Raw genomic sequence first — 17,144 nt, forward strand, 5'->3', positions numbered from 1 at the left:
CGCGCACCTCGATCTGCTCGCGCGGCTCGGCTGCCGCACCTGGGGCGACGTGGCGGCGCTGCCGCGCGGCGGGCTCACGCGGCGCTTCGGCGCCGAGCTGCGCGAGGCGCTCGACGCCGCCTGGGGCCTGCGCCCCGAAAGCCATGCCTGGCTCACGCTGCCCGACGTGTTCGAGCAGAAGCTGGAGCTGCCCGCGCTGGCCGAGACCGCGCCCGAACTCATGTGGTCGGCCAACCGGCTGCTCACTTCGCTGCAGCTCTGGCTGCGCGCCCGCCAGCGCGGCGCGCGCGCGTTCGAGCTGCAGTGGACGCTCGACCTCAAGCGCTTCAACGGCGTCAACCTGCCGCCGCACCAGCAGGTCACCGTGCGCACCGCCGAGCCCACGCAGGACATGGCGCACCTGCGCCGCCTGCTGTCCGAAAAACTCGCGCTCACCACGCTCTCGGCGCCCGCGAGCTGGCTGCGGCTGCGCACGCTCGAAACCGATCCGTGGGCCGGCGCCAGCACCAGCTTTCTGCCCGAAGACAACCGCAAGGGCGACAAGCTGCACGAGATGGTCGAGCGGCTCAGCGTGCGGCTGGGGGCGCAACAGGTGCTGGTGCCGTCGGCGCAGGCCGACCACAGGCCGGAGCGCAAGCAGGCGTGGCGGCCCGCGCTGCAGAAAGAAAAGACGCAGCCCGACAAGGCCCGCAAGCAAGCGCAGGCCGCCGCCTCGCAGCCCGACGCGATCTACCCGCCGTGGCTGCTGCCCGAGCCCTTGCTGCTCGAGATGGACGGCGAGCGCCCGTGCTATCGCGGCACGCTCGGCAAGCTCATCGGGCCGCAGCGTGTCGAGGCGGGCTGGTGGGGCGACAAGGAAGAGGGCGGCCAGCCCGCGATGCGCGACTACTACGTCGCCGAAAGCCCCGAGGCCGGCCTGGTGTGGATCTTTCGCGAGCGGCCCTCGGCGCGCTTTTCTTCGGGCGAGGTGCGCTGGTACCTGCAGGGGTTCTATGCCTGACCTCAGCGACAGGCAACTGCGCGGGCGCAACTCGGCGAAGGTGCATGCGCTGTCGTTGCCGCTGCGCAAGCCGCCCGCGTTCACGCTGCCCGATTACGCCGAGCTGCACTGCCTGACCAACTTCAGCTTCCAGCGCGGCGCATCCACGCCCGAGGACATGGTCGAGCGGGCCTACCAGCTCGGCTACACGGCGCTGGCGATCACCGACGAGTGCTCGGTGGCGGGCATCGTGCGCGCGCATGTGGCCTTGCGCGACCTGCCCGCGAAGCTCGACGAATACGAGCGCGAGCATCCGGACGAGCCGCCGATTCCGCGCAACCCCGGTTTCCGGCTGCTGTTCGGCAGCGAGTTCCAGTTCGAGCGCTTCAGGCTCGTGGTGATCGCGAACGACACCGAAGGCTGGGGCAACCTGTGCGAGTTCATCACCGCCGCGCGCAACACCGAGCTGCCCAAGGGCGAGTACCGCGTGGGCTGGGACGAGAGCGACGTGGCCTCGCTGCGGGACTGCCAGATTCTTTTCGTGCCGCAACGCAGCCCCGGCGGTGCCGTGGACACGGCCACGCTGCATGAAGACCTGATGGCCGCCAAGGCGCTCTACGAAGACAACCTCTGGCTGGCCGTGGAGCTGTTCAACGAACTCGACGACGACCTCTGGTTCGTCACGCTGATGCAGGCGGGCGAGGAGGCCGGCGTGCCGCTGGTGGCGGCCGGCGACGTGCGCATGCATGTGCGCGGCAGCAAGCCGCTGCACGACGTGCTGACGGCGGTGCGCGAAGGCAAGACGGTGGCCGAATGCGGCTTTGCGCTGCAGTCGAATGCCGAGCGGCATCTGCGTTTGCGGGTTCGGCTGGCCGGGCTTTATTTGCCGCAGATGCTGGTGAACACGCAGAGGGTGGCGCAGCGGTGCAGGTTCGACCCGAACGTGATCCGCGACAACTACAAGTACCCGCTCGAAACCGTGGGCAGCCACGAGACGCCGGGGCAGACGCTGGCGCGCAAGACGTGGGAGGGGGCGCGAAATCGTTATCCCGGCGGCATTCCCGAAACGGTGCGCGCACAGGTTCAGAAAGAGCTCGATCTGATCATCGAGCTCAAGTACGAGATGTTCTTCCTCACGGTGGAAAACGTCGTGAGCTTCGCTCGTTCGCAGCAGATTCTTTGCCAGGGACGCGGGTCATCGGCCAATTCCGCGGTCTGCTTTTGCCTCGGCATCACGGCGATTGATCCGACGAAAGGGCATTTGCTGTTTGAGCGTTTCCTGAGCCGGGAGCGTCGCGAGCCGCCTGACATCGACGTCGACTTCGAGCATCAGCGGCGAGAAGACGTCATTCAGTACATCTACAAAAAATACGGCCGCGAGCGCGCCGCCATTGCAGCGGTCGTCATCTGCTACCGCGCGCGCAGCGCATTGCGCGACGTGGGCAAGGCCCTGGGCATCGACGAGCGGCTGATCGACGAGTTCGCCAAGGACCACTACTGGTTCGACGACACCGTGCTCGGCGAGCAGCTGTTCCAGGCGGCCGCGCGCGTCGGCGTGGCGGAAGACGAGCTCAAGCTGGTCCAGTGGATCGAGTTCACGCAAAAGCTCAAGGGCTTCCCGCGCCACCTGAGCCAGCACGTGGGCGGCTTCGTGCTGACGCACACCAAGCTCACGCGGCTGGTGCCGGTCGAGAAGGCGTCGATGAAAGACCGCTCCGTCATCCAATGGGAAAAAGACGACCTCGAGGCCATGGGCATGCTCAAGGTCGATGTGCTCGCGCTCGGCATGCTCAGCGCCATCCAGCGCGGGCTCGACCACATGAACCGCTGGCGCAACTCGATGGTGGAGATGCACCACATTCCGAACGACGACCCGAAGGTGTTCGACATGATCTGCGACGCCGACACCATCGGCGTGTTCCAGATCGAGAGCCGCGCACAGATGTCGATGCTGCCGCGTCTGAAGCCGCGCACCTACGAAGACCTGGTGATCGAAGTGGCCATCGTGCGGCCGGGGCCGATACAGGGGGGCATGGTGCATCCGTATCTCAAGCAACGGGAGCGGGTTCGAAAAGATCTGCCCATTCACTACGAGAAAGAAGAATTGCGCGAGGCGCTCGAACGCACGCTGGGCATTCCGATCTTCCAGGAGCAGGTGATGCAGATCGCCATGATCGCGGCCAAGTTCACGGCTGACGAGGCCGATCAGTTGCGCCGCGCCATGGCCGCATGGAAGCGCAAGGGCGGCCTCGGCAAGTTCCATGACAAGCTCGTGGATGGCATGGTCGACAACGGCTACAAGAAAGCCTTTGCCGAAGCCATCTTCAAGCAGGTCATGGGCTTCGGCGACTACGGCTTTCCCGAGAGCCACGCCGCCAGCTTCGCGTTGCTGGTCACGGTCAGCAGCTGGCTCAAGAACTACGAGCCCGCCTGTTTTCTTGCCGCGCTGCTCGACTCGCAGCCGATGGGCTTCTACAGCCCGTCGCAGCTCGTGCAGGACGCGCGCCGCCATGGCGTCGAGGTGCGCCCGGTCGATGTCACGAGAAGCGAAGTCGACACCACGCTCGAAGCCCGCGACCCCAATGCCCCGCGCCCGGCCGGCATCGACCCGCGCTATGCCGAGCGCCTGGGCAACGAGAACCAGCCCGCGGTGCGGCTGGGCCTGAACCGCATCGCGAGCCTCAGCAAGGGCGGCGCCGAGCGCTTGCTGGCAGCGCGTGCCGAGGCCGCCTTCAGCAGCACCGAAGACCTCGCCCTGCGCGCCGAACTCGACGGCAAGGACATGGCCGCGCTGGCCGCGGCCGATGCGCTGATGTCGCTGTCGGGCCATCGGCGCCAGCAGGTGTGGGACGCCACGGCGCAGCGCCGCGCGCCGGCGCTGCTCAAGGGCGTGCCGATCCACGAGCAGGCGTTGCTGCTGCCGGCCGCGCCCGAGGGCGAGGAGATCGTCGGCGACTACGCGTCGCTCGGCCTCACGCTGCGCCGCCATCCGCTCGCGCTGCTGCGCCCGCGCCTGGCGCGCATGAAGCTCATGACGGCGGCCGAGCTGCGCTCGGTGGCCAACGGACAGACCGCGCGCGCCTGCGGCATCGTCAAGGGCCGGCAGCGGCCGCAGACCGCCAACGGCACCATCTTCGTCACGCTGGAGGACGAGACCGGCAACGTCAACGTGATCGTCTGGAGCCATGTCATCGAGGCCTGGCGCGAGCCGCTGCTCAAGTCGCACCTGCTCGCGGTGCAGGGCACGTGGCAGCGCGACGACGACAGCGGCGGCAAGGTGCAGCACCTGGTCGCCACCGGCTTCAAGGACCTGACGCCGCTCATGGGCCGGCTGGCGCGGAGCAACACCAGCCGGGACTTCCATTGAAGGAGCGATGGATGCAACCGATCGTTCCATGCCTCGCGCCTTGCGCGACTTTTCGCTAACCTGTTCCTTCCATGTCCGAACTCGTTCTTGACCCCGTCGTCGCGACGCCGATCGGCCCGCCGCCCCCCGCGCCCGATGTGCCGGTGCCCATGCCGCCGCCTCAGCCCCTGCCGCCGCCTGAAGGCGATCCGCCGCCCGTCGTGCCGCCCGTGACCGACCCGGGGTTTCCGCCGCCGGTGGTCGACCCGCCGCCGATGCAGACGGCCGCGCCGGCGGTGCCCTTCGGCAAGCTGCATGCGCGGCGCTTGCGCGAGATCTACCGCTCGGCCGGCTGGCCGTGCTGCGACAGCATCGAGGTCGAGTTGCTGGCCGGCGGGTTCCTCGAACGCGTGCGCACGCCGCACGGCCACGAGACGCTGCGCGTGACCGACGCCGGCATTGCGCGCATCGCGACCACGCTCACCGTCAACCGAGCGGCGTTGTCGCCGCACGAGGCCCTGGTGGAACGCGTGGCGCGCGAGATGACGCGCGGCGGCCGCATCGCGTGGCGCGGCCTCGGCCTGCGCGCGCGCCTGCCGCCGCTCGAAGAGGGCGGCAAGCCGCGCTGGTGCGTGGCGCGGCCCGATGTGTTCTCGATCCGCAATACCAGCGTCGAGGCCTATGCCCATCCCATCGTGCACGAGGTGAAGGTCAGCCGCGCCGACCTGCTGGGCGACCTGCGCAAGCCCGACAAGCGCGCGGCCTACCTCGACCTGGGCGGCGAGTGCTGGTACGTGCTGGGCAACGACGCCAAGGGCCGCTGCATCGCCAAGCCCGAAGAGGTGCCCGCCGAGTGCGGGGTGATGGTGCTCGAAGGCGAACGGCTCGTGGTGGCGCGCGCGGCGGTGCATCGCACGGTCGAGCGCATTCCGTTCGCGGTGTGGCTGGCGCTGGCCAAGGCGCAACCCATTGCGGGCTTCGAGGACGAAGCGCAAGACCTGCTGATCTGACTGCGCGCGCGTCGGCCCGGATCAGGTGATGGCGTCGTAGCTCTGGTGCGCGATGGCGACGACGCCATTCGGCAGGAACTGGCTCTTCATCTGGCGCAGGCCTTCCTCGCGGTCTTCGGTGCTGGCCTTGGCGTCGAACATCTGGTCGCAGAACTCGAGCAGGTCTTTCGTGATGCGCTCGTAGCGATAGTGCGTCAGCGCCACCGCATCGATGTCCGCCGGCCCGTAGCCTTCGTAGAACCACGCTTCTTCCCGCGGCTGGTTCCACACGTTGCCGACACCGCCGCCGATGAACATCAGGTCGCGCTCCTTGGGCGCGAGAACCAGCGTGTCCCAATCGACGATGGACAGGCGGTCGTTGTCGCCCGCGAGCACGTTGCCCGCGTGGATGTCGGCGTGGCACGGCACCAGCCGCGGCGGTCGCTCGAGCAGGATCGACGCCAGCTGCTCGCTGCGGTAGACCACGGTGTCGATCTCTTCCGCATGCGCTTCCCAGAATGTGAAGAAGCGCTTGACGATGTCGTCGCCGGTGACGCCGTTGATGAAGCGGCGCTGGTAGCGGCGCACGCCTTCGCGCGATTTGTGCCCGTAGGTTTCCTTGGCAAGGCTGGCCTGCAGGGCTTCGGGGAGTTCGGTGCGGTGGATGGCGGCCAGTGTTGCGCCGAGTGTTTTCCACTGCGGCTGCGTCAAGGCGCGCTCGAAACCGTTGCTGCCGTCGAAGAAGGGGTAGAGCGCCCAGTCGAAGCCGTGGCTGTGCGTGCTCAGTTGGCCGTCGGTCGTGGGCAGCGGGGCCATCACGGGCGCGATGCGTTTCTCGTGGTGAAGGAAGGCGGGAACAGCGACAACGGATCTGTCGAAATCGCCGCGGCGCAGCTTCAGGAAATAGGGCGTTGCATCGTTCGCCTGCACGCGGAAGACCGCTGAATCGACGTCCGCGCCCAAGGGCAGAAATTCAGACCGCGCGATGTGCAGTTTGTAGGTGTCGGCGAGGCATCGAGCGATGGCGTCGTGCGAGAGGGCGGGTGGCGTCAGCATGCGATGACTGTAGCGCCGTATGAATGCCTCGCCTCAATGCAGAGGATAGGAGCCCAGCGGCTCGTGGCGAAACGGGTAGCTGAAGTGCGAGCGGATCAGGCGAAATTCCGTTGCCGTCCAGCGAATGGGCGCGAGGGACATGGGGCGCGCGGCATGCTCGGAGTCACGTGCGATCGTCACGTGTGGTTTCCATCCCCGATCCCGAAGGCGAAAGCCAGCCCGCCGCAGCTCGCGGGTGATGTCCTGCTGCAGGCGCCGCAAGCCTTCGTGTTCCAGGGGCTGCACCACCGACACGTCGTTGGGCCAGGTGCAGGAGCGGTCGAGCGTGAGATCCAGCGGTTGCATAGACACTTCGGCGAGCGCGGCGCGCAGGCGTTGCTCGGCATCTCCTTGCTGATCGTGAAGATACTGAAGCGTCAGGTGAAGGCGCGCCTTGGGCGGAAAGCGGCAATCTCTCGGCCACCACCAGTCCTGGCGGTGCGCTTCGATTTCAGCTTGCACTTCCTTGCCGGGGAAGAGCCCGATGAGAAGTTGTCTGCGGGTGCTCATGGTGCATTCCTTCAGGCCTCGGACGGCCACCAGCTCTCGGCCGTCGTCCGGATGACGCGCGCCGCCTGAACGCGAACGTCGTCCTTGTCATGGTTGTCGCCGTGGCTCTTGTCGCGGGCCACCTTGAAGGGCCAGGTCGAGATGCGGCCCTTGCGGGAGCGGGGCTGCAGCGGATGCAGCCTCTGGAAGAAAAGGGCCTGCGCAGCGGGCGCGGGCGGGTTGGCGGTGGTCATCGGCGTCGCCTCGATGTTTGTTCTTGGAGACGACGAATTTTAGAGAAATACTGTATTTATGTACAGTATATTTGCGAGCTCAGGGCGAGGTGCCGAGCAGGGCCTCCAGGTCGATGGCGGCGGCCATGGCCTTGTAGCCGGCATCGCCCGGATGCAGGTGGTCCCCCGAGTCCATGGCCGCCTTCAGGCGCGACGGGCGGGCCGGGTCGCGCAGCAGCGCGTCGAAGTCGACCACCGCGTCGAAGGCGCCGCTTTCGCGGATCCAGCGGTTCACGGCCTGGCGCACCTTGTCCTTGTCGGGCGAGTAGTGGCCCTCCAGCGGCGTGCCTTCGAGCGCGCGTTCGGTGGGGGCGATGGTGCCGGCCATGATGCGCACGTGGTGGGCGCGGGCCATCTCGATCAGCTGGCGAAAGCCCTGGATCATTTCTTCCGCGCGCACCGCGGGCTCGCTCGGCGCGAAGGGGCCGCCGGGCCAGCCGATGTCGTTGGTGCCCAGCAGCACGACCATGGCCCGCACGCCCGGTTGGGCGAACACGTCGCGGCCCGCGCGCTCCAGGCCGGCGCGGCCCATGCCGTCCTTCAACAGCCGGCCGCCGGAGATGCCGGCGTTCAGCACCGCCACATCGCGGCCCGCCAGCCGTTCGGCGAGCGCATCGGGCCAGCGGGTGTTGGCGCCGGGCGTGGCGCCGTTGCCGTCGGTGAGCGAGTCGCCGAACGCCACCACGGTGACGGGCGCCCGGGGCGTTCCACGATCAGGCCGCTCACGTAGACGCGGGTGCTCCATTGGCTGGCTGCGGCGGGCAGGCGAGGGGCGCCGGTCAAATCGCCGTCCGACACGTAGGCGGTCTGGCGGGCGTCGAAGTGAAGCCCGCCGGCTGGCTGGGCTGCGGCAGGTAGAGCGACACGGTGACCTCGCCGAGCGCGGGCAGGGCGATGTCCACCGGGTCGCTGACCAGCCGCGCGCCGGCGGGCACGGTCACTTCGGCCTGCCCGCCGAAGCGCAGCGGCCGGTCGCTGCCCTCGACGATCGCCGAGCCGTCGGCATGCCGCGCCACGCGGGCCGATGCGATGCGCAGCGGCGCGGTGCCGCCTTCGTTGCTGATCACCACGCGCAGCCGCGTGCCGCCGATGCTCAGGCGCGCCACCTGGCGAATCGTTTGCCGGTTGAACTGGAAGGGCAGGCCCGAGGGCAGCACGAAGTCGCCGCTCCAGACGGGTTGCGTGCTGGCCATCCAGCTGGGGCTCCAATGCGTGGCCAAGGGTTCGGCGGCCGACGCGGCAACCGTGCCGGCGAGCGACAGCGCAGTGCGCCCTGGCGGATGAGCGATGCGAATGAAGAGGGGGTCATGGGGATGTCCTTGGATGAAAAGCGAATCGAGGGCGCGACTTTCATTCATGCGCATCCGGATGGGTAGAAGGCAAAATGGCATTCAGACCATTCCATATTCGAATACATCCGCCATGGACACCTTGCGCGCCCTCGAAGCCTTCGTGCACAGCGTCGAGCTGGGCAGCCTGTCGGGCGCCGCGCGCGCGCTCGACACCACGCAGCCCACTGTCAGCAAGCTGGTCGCGGGGCTGGAGCGTTCGCTCGGCGTGCGGTTGCTGCGCCGCACCGCCGCGGGCTTGAGCCTGACCGAGGAGGGGCAGCGCTTTCATGAGCGCACGCGCCGCGTGCTGGAGGACTACGGCGACGCGGTGGCCGATGCGCGCGAAGGCATCCAGCAGCCGCGCGGCCTCTTGCGCATGAGCGCGCCGGTGACCATGGGCCAGCGCCATCTCAATGCCATGGCGGTGGAGTTCCTGGCGCTCTACCCCGACATCGCGCTGGAGCTGGTGCTCGACGACCGCTTCGTCGATCCGGTGGAAGAGCGCATCGATGTGTCGCTGCGCGTCGGCGGCGCGCTGCCGCCCGACCTCGTTGCGCGCCACCTGGGCACGTGGCCGCGCGTGCTGGTGGCGTCGCCTGGCTACATCGCGGCGCGCGGCAAGCCGCGCAAGCCGCAAGACCTGCTGGCGCACGACTACCTGCGCTATGCGGCGGGAGACGACGGCGTGCTGCTGCAGGGGCCGAACGGGGCGCAGACGGTGCCGGTGCGCAGCCGCTACCGCGTCAACAACGCCGTGGCGCTGCTGGACAGCGTGCTCGGCGGCGCGGGCATTTCATTGCAGCCCACGTGGATGGTGGCGGACCTGCTGGCGCAAGGCCAACTGGTGCGGGTGCTCGGGCGCCACACCGGGCCGGCGCAGGAGGTGCATCTGCTTTATGCGCCGCGCCGCCAGCAGCCGCTGCGGGTGCGCGTGCTGGTGGACTTTCTGGCGCAGCGGGTGGCGCGATTGCCGGGCGCGGTGGCTGGCAAGAAGCGCTGAGGCACCGAGCCCCGGGGCCGATCAGTCGATGCGGATTTCGAAGTACGCCTCGTCGCTTCGCCCAGCGCACGAAAGCCTGCGGTCTTGGCTGCTTCATAGGCTTTGGCCCAACTGGCGGCGAGCGCGAGTTCGTCCTTGCTGAGCTCGTCGGCGCTCGATTCGCTGGCGTTCTCGAAAGCCTTGAATGCGGGCTCGATGCCGTCGCCAAGCAGCTTGTCGAGTTCGCGCCGGAAGCGCGACTCCGCCGTGGCAATGACATCGGCCGGCGCGTCGGGAAAATCAATCAGTTGCACGGTGTAGCTCATGGCCGGATGCTACGTGATCGGGTGCTCTGGATTGAGGCGCTTCGGGCTCAGACCGGCCGCACGTCGAAGAAGGCTTCGTCGGTGTCGCCCAGATCGCGAAAGCCCGCGGTGCGCGCGGCGTCGTAGGCCTTGGCCCAGCGCTTGGCCATGGCGATTTCTGCTTTCGACAGATCGCTTTCGCTCGACTCGCTCGCGTTCTGGAAGGCGCGCAGTGCCGGGACGACATCGCCGCCCAGCTGCCGTTCGATCTCACGGCGAAAACGCTGCTCGGCGACCCTTTCCACATCGGCTGACGCAAGCGGGTAGTCCGCCAGCCGCACGGTGTAGGTGTCCGGCGGCGAGGTCTCGGCCTCGACAAAGTGCACGGGCGTGTCGTCGTCGAATTCATGCAGCGATGCGACCGGCATGGGCACCGGTGCGGCGGCTCGGGGGAAGAAGAGTTCAGCTTGGTTCATCGTCCTGGCGTGCTGGGGGCAAGTGACCGGGATTGGGCGTTCCGAACTTCTCAGAACACTGTGCAAATATACAGTGTATTTCGGGTTTGGAAAAGACGCGCTTTTCGCCAACCCGCAGCGTCTGTGAAACGCCGTGTGTTGATTTTCAGAGGGGATGCAGAGCCGGTGGCGCCACCTTGCGCACTCGCTGCGCAATGCTCGACGACAACACGCGCTATCGGGGCGCGAAGACGGGGACGTGGGTGGGCACTTCGCGTCGTGGGAGCAGCCGGCGCTTTTCAGCTCGCAGCTGCGCGCGGCGTTCAGGTCGCTGCGCTGACCGGCCTGCGGGCCGGTGAATGAATGGGGGGCGGATCGATGGAGCGGGTGAAGGGAATCGAACCCTCGTCAGTTGCTTGGGAAGCAACAGCTCTGCCATTGAGCTACACCCGCGGACCGGGGCGGATTCTACGTCAGCGCCAGAGGCGGTCCGCCGCGCGCGTCGAATCGTATTTTTCGTGCGATATGCTGCACGGCACAACGCAATTTTTAGCTTGGAAACCAGACAAATGGAAGATGTGAAGATTCTGCAGATCATGCCCGCCGACGGATGGGTTGCCGTGTACGACGGCGGCGAAGAAGGCGAGATGGAAGAACCCTTGGCCTGCTTTGCGCTGGTCCAGGTCGACTACAAGAACGGCGACGGTCCTCAGACCGAAGTCCGTGGCATGGCGCCCGACGAAAAGCTCATGGCTTTCGTGGAAGACGCTTCGAATTTCGTGACGGTTCGCCGCGCCGACGACAGCGAAGACGACGACGAAGAAGAGGACGAAGCCGAGAGCGCCGACTGAGCGGTTTCCCGGGCCGGCGGCGCGCCTTGTGGCGCGCAGCCGGCCAGGCGCTCTTCGGATGACGCGCGAGCACGCATCCAGGCGGCCACCGCTTCCAGCTGCTGCGCGGTGAAAGTGCCCAGCATCTTCACGTTCGCGAGCCCGGGCCGCCAGTCGATGTAGTTTCCCGAACTGGAACCATCGGGCCCCTCGGGGTTGACCATCTCCTCGAGCAGTTGCAGCGCCGCCTCTTCGCTCATTTCCCCAATGTGGCCGCCGGCGAGCGCGGTCAGCCTCAGGTCGTCGAAGTCGGATGCGAGCAGCAGCAATGGCTTGTCTTGCGTGAAGCGCTCGCCCGCGCGCAGCCGCACACGCACCTTCTCGTGAATCGCCTCCATGTGGGCGACGTAGATGCCGACCAGGCTCTCGCCAGCGCGCGACCTGAAGCCGCGCTTCAACGCCGTCCTGCTGATCTTCACCGGCGTGCGTGTGCGTCCTTCCTTGTAGAAAAAGTGCAGCCACTCCTGGGCACTGTCTTGCGTGCGTTCTTCTTCCATCCATCCCCTTTGCCGTCGTCGTCGCGACGAATAACGTGGGTCGGACAGTCACAGGGGAATGCAGGCGGCCGTGTGAGGACATCGGCAGCGCCGCCTGTAGGACGCGCTCCGGGGCGCGGAATAAATCACGGCGTTGCGCCCGTATGATCTGCCCCCGCGTCCGCATGGCGAAAAAGCGCCGGCCGCCCACAACGGAGTTCTGCGTGAGCACCTCACCGCCCGACGAAGCGCCCGCGCCGCGCCAGCCCGTTTCCTTCGCCGAGGCATTCCGCTTCTGGCTCAAGCTCGGCTTCATCAGCTTCGGCGGCCCCGCAGGGCAGATCGCGATCATGCACACCGAACTGGTCGAGCGAAGGCGCTGGATCAGCGAGAAGCGGTTTCTCCACGCGCTGAACTACTGCATGCTGTTGCCCGGCCCCGAAGCCCAGCAGCTGGCGACCTACATCGGCTGGCTCATGCACCGCACCTGGGGCGGCATCGTCGCCGGGGCGCTGTTCGTGTTGCCCTCGCTGTTCATTCTCATCGCGCTGTCGTGGGTCTACATGGCCTACGGCCATGTGCCGGCGGTCGCGGGCGTGTTCTACGGCATCAAGCCGGCGGTGACCGCGCTGGTGCTGCACGCGGCGCACCGCATCGGCACGCGCGCGCTGAAGAACCGGTGGATGTGGGGCATCGCGGCGGCCGCCTTCGTCGCGATCTTCGCGTTCGACACGCCGTTCCCGGCGATCGTGATCGGCGCCGGGCTGATCGGGCATTTCGGCGCGCGCTGGGCGCCGGGCGTGTTCGCGCTGGGCGGCGGGCACGGCAAGGCCGCCCAGGGCTACGGCCCGGCCTTGATCGACGACGACACGCCGACGCCCGCGCACGCCCGCTTCATGCGCGCGCGGCTGGCCAAGGTGCTGGCCGTGGGGCTCGCGCTCTGGGCGCTGGCGATGGGCGGGCTGGTCGCCGCGCTGGGCTGGCAGGGCACGCTCTCGCAGATGGGCTGGTTCTTCACCAAGGCCGCATTGCTGACTTTCGGCGGAGCCTATGCGGTGCTGCCCTATGTCTACCAGGGGGCGGTCGAGCAGCATCACTGGCTCGACGGCGCGCAGATGATCGACGGCCTCGCGCTCGGCGAGACCACGCCGGGGCCGCTGATCATGGTGGTGGCCTTCGTCGGCTTCGTCGGCGGCTGGCTGCAGCAGGTGGCGGGGGCGGGCGCGCCCTTTGTGGGCGGTGCCGTGGCGGCGACGGTGGTGACCTTCTTCACCTTCCTGCCGTCGTTCGTCTTCATCCTGGCGGGCGGGCCGTTGATCGAGGCGACGCACGGCAGGCTCGGCTTCACGGCGCCGCTGTCGGCCGTCACGGCGGCGGTGGTCGGCGTGATCCTGAACCTTGCGCTTTTCTTCGCGTACCACGTGCTGTGGCCGCAAGGCTTCGGCGGTCGTTTCGACGTGCTGTCGGCCGTCATCGCGGTGGCGGCGGCCGTCGCGCTGTTCCGCTTCAAGGTCGGCGTGATGCCGCTGCTGGGTGCGTGCGCGCTCGTCGGGCTTGCTGTGACGCTGGTTCCGGACTTGCTGCGCTGATGATCCGCGAGGCCGGCCGGGGCTGAGCGCGTCAGGCCTCGTTCACGCGCTGCACGACGGCGTCGCGTGGTGGAAGCGGCGGTCTCTCGGCGGCTTCGCCGTTCTCGACGTAGTTGGGATCGACCGGATGCACGATGACCGCTGCCTCCTCGCCATCGAACTTGACGAGCAGGTACTCGCCGCTCGACCCCCTGATGGTGCCGAACCTGCCGTGCAGCTCCACGCGACCGCCGCGTCGCGCGGGGACCTTGAATCGCGTTCGGATATAGGGCAGACCAACCTTGAAGTACTCGACCACGGGAACTCCCTGTCTTTTTCGTTGATGCCACGTCGAAACGTCTGGAGCAGCGCCTCCCTGGCTGGCACGGATCCGGGAGGCATGCATGAAATCTCCCCGGCCCGGGAGGTCTTGTCAGCCGAAACCGGCTGTTGCTGACAGCCGTTTCGCCACGGCCGCGAATTTTTTCGAGGTACTGCCTCTTTTGCAGGCACCGTGTTGCAGGCCGCGCCAGGCAAGGCTTTCGAGCGCTTCGCACAAGGTTTTCCACAACATTGTCCCCATCGGGGAAGGAAAACACATCGCGCCTATGTGGTAGGCGAAAAGGCATGGGTTGCGGCAGTGTTTTCGGTGTCCGGCCCCAGCCATTGCAGGTCGTCGGGCGCGTACGGCCGCGACCAGCGCATGCCGTCGAGCCGGACCCGGACCATCGTTCCGCGCGCCGTGGTGACGGTGCCCGGCTTGCCCTGGACCGTGACGCGCGCGCCTTTCCTGGCCGGCACCTGAAAGCGGGAAGCAATGTCGTTGAAGCTCATGCGTGGGTTCTCCGTGTCGTGGGGCAGCGCTCCCTTTGCCGCCTGTACGCAAGGGCGCGGCACACGGATTCAGCCGGCGCGGTGCTACCAGGTCATTGCGTCGACCAGCCGCAGCACCTCGGTTTCGTGCGCCATGAAGAAGTCCGGATGCGTGGCGGGGTCGAAAGTCATCCGCTGGCTGCCGGCGGGCAGCGCCGCGAACAGGCGCTCGGCATCGGTGTGGCGGGCGCGGCGAAGGAGCCGCACCATGTCGGCGGCGTCCTTTTCGGTGGTCGCGTCGAGTGCGGCGGGCAGCCAGGGGAACATGTCGCGCCGGTCGCCGGGGAGGGCCGTGAACACCAGGGCGGGCACCTGCAACGGCCGGTAGTCGGGCGAGAAGCGCCGCGCCGCCGTGTACAGGTCGAGCGCAAGGGCGTCGGGCGTGTTGATCTGAACGCTGCCGTCCGCGCGGACGTCGAGCTTGTCCAGCAGGTCGGCCTCCATCGGCGGATACCAGTTGCGGTTGATGCGCTTGAAGTACGCGATGGCCGTGGCCACGGAGGCGGTGTCGGCCTCGGTGAGCAGGGGCTCCGACAGCGTGGGGTTGTCCGACTCCTTCTGGCCGCCGTCGTCGGGCTGCGAGGTGTAGTCGAAGTTGGTGTCCAGGTACATCAAGCCACGCACCCGCTGCGGGTAGCGCCCGGCAAAGCGCGTGACCTGGTTGCCCGCGATCGAGTGGCCGCCCAGCACGACGCGGCCCGGGGCGAGCGCTTCGAGCACCGTGTGCACGTCGTCGACCAGCGCGTCGGTGTCGTAGCGCCAGGTGGCGTCGGGCAGCGGCTTGTCCGACTGGCCGAAGCCGCGGCAACTGATGGCGATGACCCGCCCGCGCCGGGCCAGGGCCGGCGCCAGGCTGTTGAAATGCAGGGCGGTGGCGCCGAAGCCGGGCAGCAGCACGAAGGTGATGCCGTCGGCGGGGCTCGACTGCCAGTCCCGTACATGCAGCGAGACCCCGGCGGCCAGCGGCACGCGGCGGTCGGTGACCGTGACCGCGCCCGACGGCGGCGGCAGCACGGGCCCGGGGCCGCCTCCGCTACCGCCGCCTCCGCAGGCGCCGAGCACAAGAGCCGGAGGCAGGGTCGCGGCCGCGCACAGCAGGCGGCGGCGTTGCCGCGCGAAAGAGGAACTGGATGAGGGCAAGAGAGACTCCGTCGAGGTGGGGAAAGACCGTTCCGCACCCGGGCCGGGTGCGCGTTTCGACGGTATCCGCGGCCCCTGCCCACGGCCTGAAGGCGAACTGAGCGGGTGCTGAAGCCAGCCTGAAACCGGGCAAAAAATACCCGCCGAAGCGGGTTCGAGGAGCCTGGCGGGCGCTCTAAGAACGAAACAGAGAGCTCTTCTTCTATGCGGCCCTGTTGCGTGACAGCGAATGCATCGTCGGCGCAGATCGGCGAAACGCCTGTCAGCCGCAGGCAGTCAACTGCCGTAGGACACTTTTTAAAACGTGAACTAGTTGGCACTTTTTGCGGGGTCGCCGTGCGCCGATCTGCCGCTAAAAATGAACTGTCGGTGCTGTCCGACAAGCAGTCGCTGCGCGAGGCCCTAGATTTTGTGGGCTCGCTTCGAAGTGCGAGTTCTCTGTGTGTGACAGCACTCAAGAGGTTCAACCCAGCCTCGTGCTGGGTTTTTTTTGCGCTCAGAAAAGCTCGAACCGGAAGGCCGTGGCCTGTGGGTTGCTGAGCAGCGGCACCGCGACGCTGCTCGCATGGTCCCAGGCGTCGCGCCAGACGCGCGCATTGGCGATCTGCGCGTCGGTCATCGTTTCCGTGCCCGATTCGAGTTGGCTGGACCACGCCAGGTAGCACTTCACCACGCGCTGCGGCGAGCCGATGCGCTGCTCGAGCACGCGAAGGAAGGTGAAGCGCACTTCCATCAGATCCCGAATGGAAAGGCTCTGGCCGTCCAGGCGCACTGTGTAGGGCTGTTCGCGGTGGGTGGGGTGATCGAACATCGGACTCGCATGCAAGCGCCGCGAGCAACTTGCAAGGGGGTGAACGCAAATATTAGCGAGGCGTGGGTTGCCGGAAACGGAACCGAGGTTCCGTTTCAGTGCTTTTCCGAAGACGCCCTCAGCGCAAAAACACGTGCTGCATGAACTGCTTGATCGGGTACTGGATCACCGTCTGCACCCGCGCCGGCAGCTCCAGCGGCCGCATCAGCATCTTCAGCGTGGTGCCCGCGCTCAGGTTGGTGCGGATGGTGCTGTTCATGTCCGCGCTGAGTTTCTGCACGTAGGCCGTGTCGCTGGCGCGGCCGGGCGAGCGCGCCTTCACCACATGGCGGATGGCGCAGTCGGCGTCTTCGCTCTTCAGCTCGAGCGTGCGCCGCCCGATGGTGCCCATCACGCGGAAGCGGCTCAGTTTCTCCTGCGCGCGGTAGCGGCGAAAGAAGCGGTAGAAGTGCTTGTAGTGGTTGACCTCGTCGGTCGCGATGCGGGTCGCCAGGTCTTGCAGCACCGGCTCGGTGGTGCTGCGGGCCATGGCCCGGTAATAGGTGGCGGTGCCGGTCTCGACCACGCAGCGCGCGGTCATTTCCAGGGCGCGGGTCGGGGCCAGCAGCTCGACCTTGCAATAGGTCGCGTATTCCTCGAGGAGCCCGCGTAGGCCGAGTCCCACTCGAACTCGGGCCACACGTGGCGCACGTAGGCGCGCAGGGCCTTGCCGTGCTGCAGTTCTTCCTGCTCCCAATGGTTCGACAGCCAGTCGGTGACTTCGTCGTCGCCCCGGAAGAAATCGACCAGGTTCTGGGTGTAAAGATCCGAGCCGCTCTCGATGAAAGAAGCCGAGGCGACCAGGTAGAAGAGGTTCTCGTCCGCACGGACCTCGTCGAGCGCGATGCCCGAGAAGTCCAGGTCCTCGATCTTCCAGTGTTCCGCCTCTTGCCTTGCCATGCGCGCTCCTTGATTCATGTCCGTACAAGTACGGATGACGTCGCCCGTGTTTGGTTCTCTTTTCCGTCTGGCAGCATATTAGCCGCGGTGCCCGGTTCATGCAGTTTGCCCCCGGGCAGCCCAGGGCCCATGGCCAAACCTATAATTGTTTGTTCAAGCAAATCAAGCAGTTAGGCCGGTTCGCCG

The 17,144-nt window shown here is 67.4% G+C and carries 17 protein-coding genes, 1 tRNA gene and 1 pseudogene; 5 read left to right on the forward strand and 14 right to left on the reverse strand.

The window, feature by feature from the left end:
* The 3 genes from BMG07_RS16105 to BMG07_RS16115 form a co-directional block, all read left to right on the forward strand.
* Positions 1 to 1,000, forward strand: a 1,000-nt coding sequence (locus BMG07_RS16105; protein ID WP_198085421.1) for a DNA polymerase Y family protein, incomplete at its 5' end; no start/stop codon positions are given.
* Complete coding sequence (locus BMG07_RS16110) at positions 993 to 4,346, forward strand: error-prone DNA polymerase (protein ID WP_269759041.1); 3,354 nt, start codon at positions 993 to 995, stop codon at positions 4,344 to 4,346. The genes BMG07_RS16105 and BMG07_RS16110, both read left to right, overlap by 8 nt.
* Before the next feature lie 71 nt (positions 4,347 to 4,417).
* A complete protein-coding gene (locus BMG07_RS16115; protein ID WP_198085422.1) occupies positions 4,418 to 5,335 on the forward strand; it encodes a hypothetical protein in 918 nt (305 codons plus the stop codon).
* Positions 5,336 to 5,356: 21 nt separating this feature from the next.
* On the opposite strand, the gene BMG07_RS16120 is transcribed toward BMG07_RS16115, so the two are convergent.
* The 5 genes from BMG07_RS16120 to BMG07_RS42265 all read right to left on the reverse strand — a co-directional run bounded on the left by BMG07_RS16120 (position 5,357) and on the right by BMG07_RS42265 (position 8,384).
* Positions 5,357 to 6,370, reverse strand: coding sequence for a phosphotransferase enzyme family protein (locus BMG07_RS16120; RefSeq protein ID WP_198085423.1), 1,014 nt, complete (start codon positions 6,368 to 6,370; stop codon positions 5,357 to 5,359).
* A 33-nt stretch (positions 6,371 to 6,403) separates the two neighbouring features.
* Positions 6,404 to 6,919: an RNA 2',3'-cyclic phosphodiesterase gene (thpR, locus tag BMG07_RS16125; RefSeq protein WP_198085424.1), complete on the reverse strand. Its 516-nt coding sequence runs from the start codon at positions 6,917 to 6,919 to the stop codon at positions 6,404 to 6,406.
* Positions 6,920 to 6,930: 11 nt separating this feature from the next.
* Positions 6,931 to 7,152 (reverse strand): hypothetical protein, encoded by a 222-nt coding sequence (locus tag BMG07_RS16130; RefSeq protein WP_198085425.1) that lies wholly within the window; start codon positions 7,150 to 7,152, stop codon positions 6,931 to 6,933.
* A 79-nt stretch (positions 7,153 to 7,231) separates the two neighbouring features.
* Complete coding sequence (locus tag BMG07_RS42260) at positions 7,232 to 7,876, reverse strand: SGNH/GDSL hydrolase family protein (RefSeq protein ID WP_307866984.1); 645 nt, start codon at positions 7,874 to 7,876, stop codon at positions 7,232 to 7,234.
* Between the two features lie 94 nt (positions 7,877 to 7,970).
* Complete coding sequence (locus BMG07_RS42265) at positions 7,971 to 8,384, reverse strand: hypothetical protein (RefSeq protein WP_269759043.1); 414 nt, start codon at positions 8,382 to 8,384, stop codon at positions 7,971 to 7,973.
* A gap of 229 nt (positions 8,385 to 8,613) precedes the next feature.
* On the opposite strand from BMG07_RS42265, the gene BMG07_RS16140 reads away from it, so the two are divergent.
* Positions 8,614 to 9,522, forward strand: a complete 909-nt coding sequence (locus tag BMG07_RS16140; RefSeq protein ID WP_198085426.1) for a LysR family transcriptional regulator — start codon at positions 8,614 to 8,616, stop codon at positions 9,520 to 9,522.
* On the opposite strand, the gene BMG07_RS16145 is transcribed toward BMG07_RS16140, so the two are convergent.
* From BMG07_RS16145 to BMG07_RS16160, 4 genes are all read right to left on the reverse strand, one after another.
* Positions 9,417 to 9,827 (reverse strand): hypothetical protein, encoded by a 411-nt coding sequence (locus tag BMG07_RS16145; protein WP_269759044.1) that lies wholly within the window; start codon positions 9,825 to 9,827, stop codon positions 9,417 to 9,419. The genes BMG07_RS16140 and BMG07_RS16145 overlap by 106 nt on opposite strands.
* Positions 9,828 to 9,874: 47 nt before the next feature.
* Positions 9,875 to 10,282, reverse strand: a complete 408-nt coding sequence (locus BMG07_RS16150; protein ID WP_198085427.1) for a hypothetical protein — start codon at positions 10,280 to 10,282, stop codon at positions 9,875 to 9,877.
* Positions 10,283 to 10,640: 358 nt separating this feature from the next.
* Positions 10,641 to 10,714 (reverse strand) — tRNA-Gly (locus BMG07_RS16155).
* A gap of 256 nt (positions 10,715 to 10,970) precedes the next feature.
* Entirely contained in the window at positions 10,971 to 11,648 is a 678-nt protein-coding gene (locus BMG07_RS16160) for a hypothetical protein (RefSeq protein WP_198085428.1), read from the reverse strand.
* Positions 11,649 to 11,851: 203 nt separating this feature from the next.
* On the opposite strand from BMG07_RS16160, the gene chrA reads away from it, so the two are divergent.
* Positions 11,852 to 13,216: a chromate efflux transporter gene (gene chrA / locus BMG07_RS16165; RefSeq protein ID WP_307866985.1), complete on the forward strand. Its 1,365-nt coding sequence runs from the start codon at positions 11,852 to 11,854 to the stop codon at positions 13,214 to 13,216.
* Positions 13,217 to 13,247: 31 nt separating this feature from the next.
* Here chrA and BMG07_RS16170 read toward each other — a convergent pair whose 3' ends face one another.
* From BMG07_RS16170 to BMG07_RS16190, 5 genes and pseudogenes are all read right to left on the reverse strand, one after another.
* On the reverse strand, positions 13,248 to 13,514 hold the full coding sequence (locus tag BMG07_RS16170) for a hypothetical protein (protein WP_198085430.1): 267 nt from the start codon (positions 13,512 to 13,514) through the stop codon (positions 13,248 to 13,250).
* 287 nt (positions 13,515 to 13,801) lie between these two features.
* Positions 13,802 to 14,029 carry a polysaccharide deacetylase gene (locus BMG07_RS16175; protein ID WP_198085431.1) on the reverse strand — a complete coding sequence of 76 codons (228 nt, stop codon included), beginning with the start codon at positions 14,027 to 14,029 and terminating at the stop codon, positions 13,802 to 13,804.
* 84 nt (positions 14,030 to 14,113) lie between these two features.
* Entirely contained in the window at positions 14,114 to 15,208 is a 1,095-nt protein-coding gene (locus BMG07_RS16180) for an alpha/beta fold hydrolase (protein ID WP_198085432.1), read from the reverse strand.
* Positions 15,209 to 15,704: 496 nt separating this feature from the next.
* On the reverse strand, positions 15,705 to 16,019 hold the full coding sequence (locus tag BMG07_RS16185; protein WP_198085433.1) for a hypothetical protein: 315 nt from the start codon (positions 16,017 to 16,019) through the stop codon (positions 15,705 to 15,707).
* A gap of 118 nt (positions 16,020 to 16,137) precedes the next feature.
* Positions 16,138 to 16,958: pseudogene (locus BMG07_RS16190) on the reverse strand (ferritin-like domain-containing protein).
* Positions 16,959 to 17,144 lie beyond the last annotated feature (186 nt).

Origin of the sequence: Variovorax sp. E3 (genome assembly GCF_016082275.1) — a bacterium.
Classification (GTDB): Bacteria; Pseudomonadota; Gammaproteobacteria; order Burkholderiales; family Burkholderiaceae_C; genus Variovorax.

Bases quoted from the DNA above. Each gene is read 5' to 3' on its own strand.
- thpR (WP_198085424.1), bottom strand. From the start codon at position 6,919: ATGAGCACCCGCAGACAACTTCTCATCGGGCTCTTCCCCGGCAAGGAA.
- BMG07_RS16145 (WP_269759044.1), bottom strand. From the start codon at position 9,827: ATGAGCTACACCGTGCAACTGATTGATTTTCCCGACGCGCCGGCCGAT.
- BMG07_RS16115 (WP_198085422.1), top strand. From the start codon at position 4,418: ATGTCCGAACTCGTTCTTGACCCCGTCGTCGCGACGCCGATCGGCCCG.
- BMG07_RS42265 (WP_269759043.1), bottom strand. From the start codon at position 8,384: ATGGCCAGCACGCAACCCGTCTGGAGCGGCGACTTCGTGCTGCCCTCG.
- BMG07_RS16140 (WP_198085426.1), top strand. From the start codon at position 8,614: ATGGACACCTTGCGCGCCCTCGAAGCCTTCGTGCACAGCGTCGAGCTG.
- BMG07_RS16175 (WP_198085431.1), bottom strand. From the start codon at position 14,029: ATGAGCTTCAACGACATTGCTTCCCGCTTTCAGGTGCCGGCCAGGAAA.
- BMG07_RS16110 (WP_269759041.1), top strand. From the start codon at position 993: ATGCCTGACCTCAGCGACAGGCAACTGCGCGGGCGCAACTCGGCGAAG.
- BMG07_RS16150 (WP_198085427.1), bottom strand. From the start codon at position 10,282: ATGAACCAAGCTGAACTCTTCTTCCCCCGAGCCGCCGCACCGGTGCCC.
- BMG07_RS16185 (WP_198085433.1), bottom strand. From the start codon at position 16,019: ATGTTCGATCACCCCACCCACCGCGAACAGCCCTACACAGTGCGCCTG.
- BMG07_RS16160 (WP_198085428.1), bottom strand. From the start codon at position 11,648: ATGGAAGAAGAACGCACGCAAGACAGTGCCCAGGAGTGGCTGCACTTT.
- BMG07_RS16130 (WP_198085425.1), bottom strand. From the start codon at position 7,152: ATGACCACCGCCAACCCGCCCGCGCCCGCTGCGCAGGCCCTTTTCTTC.
- BMG07_RS16120 (WP_198085423.1), bottom strand. From the start codon at position 6,370: ATGCTGACGCCACCCGCCCTCTCGCACGACGCCATCGCTCGATGCCTC.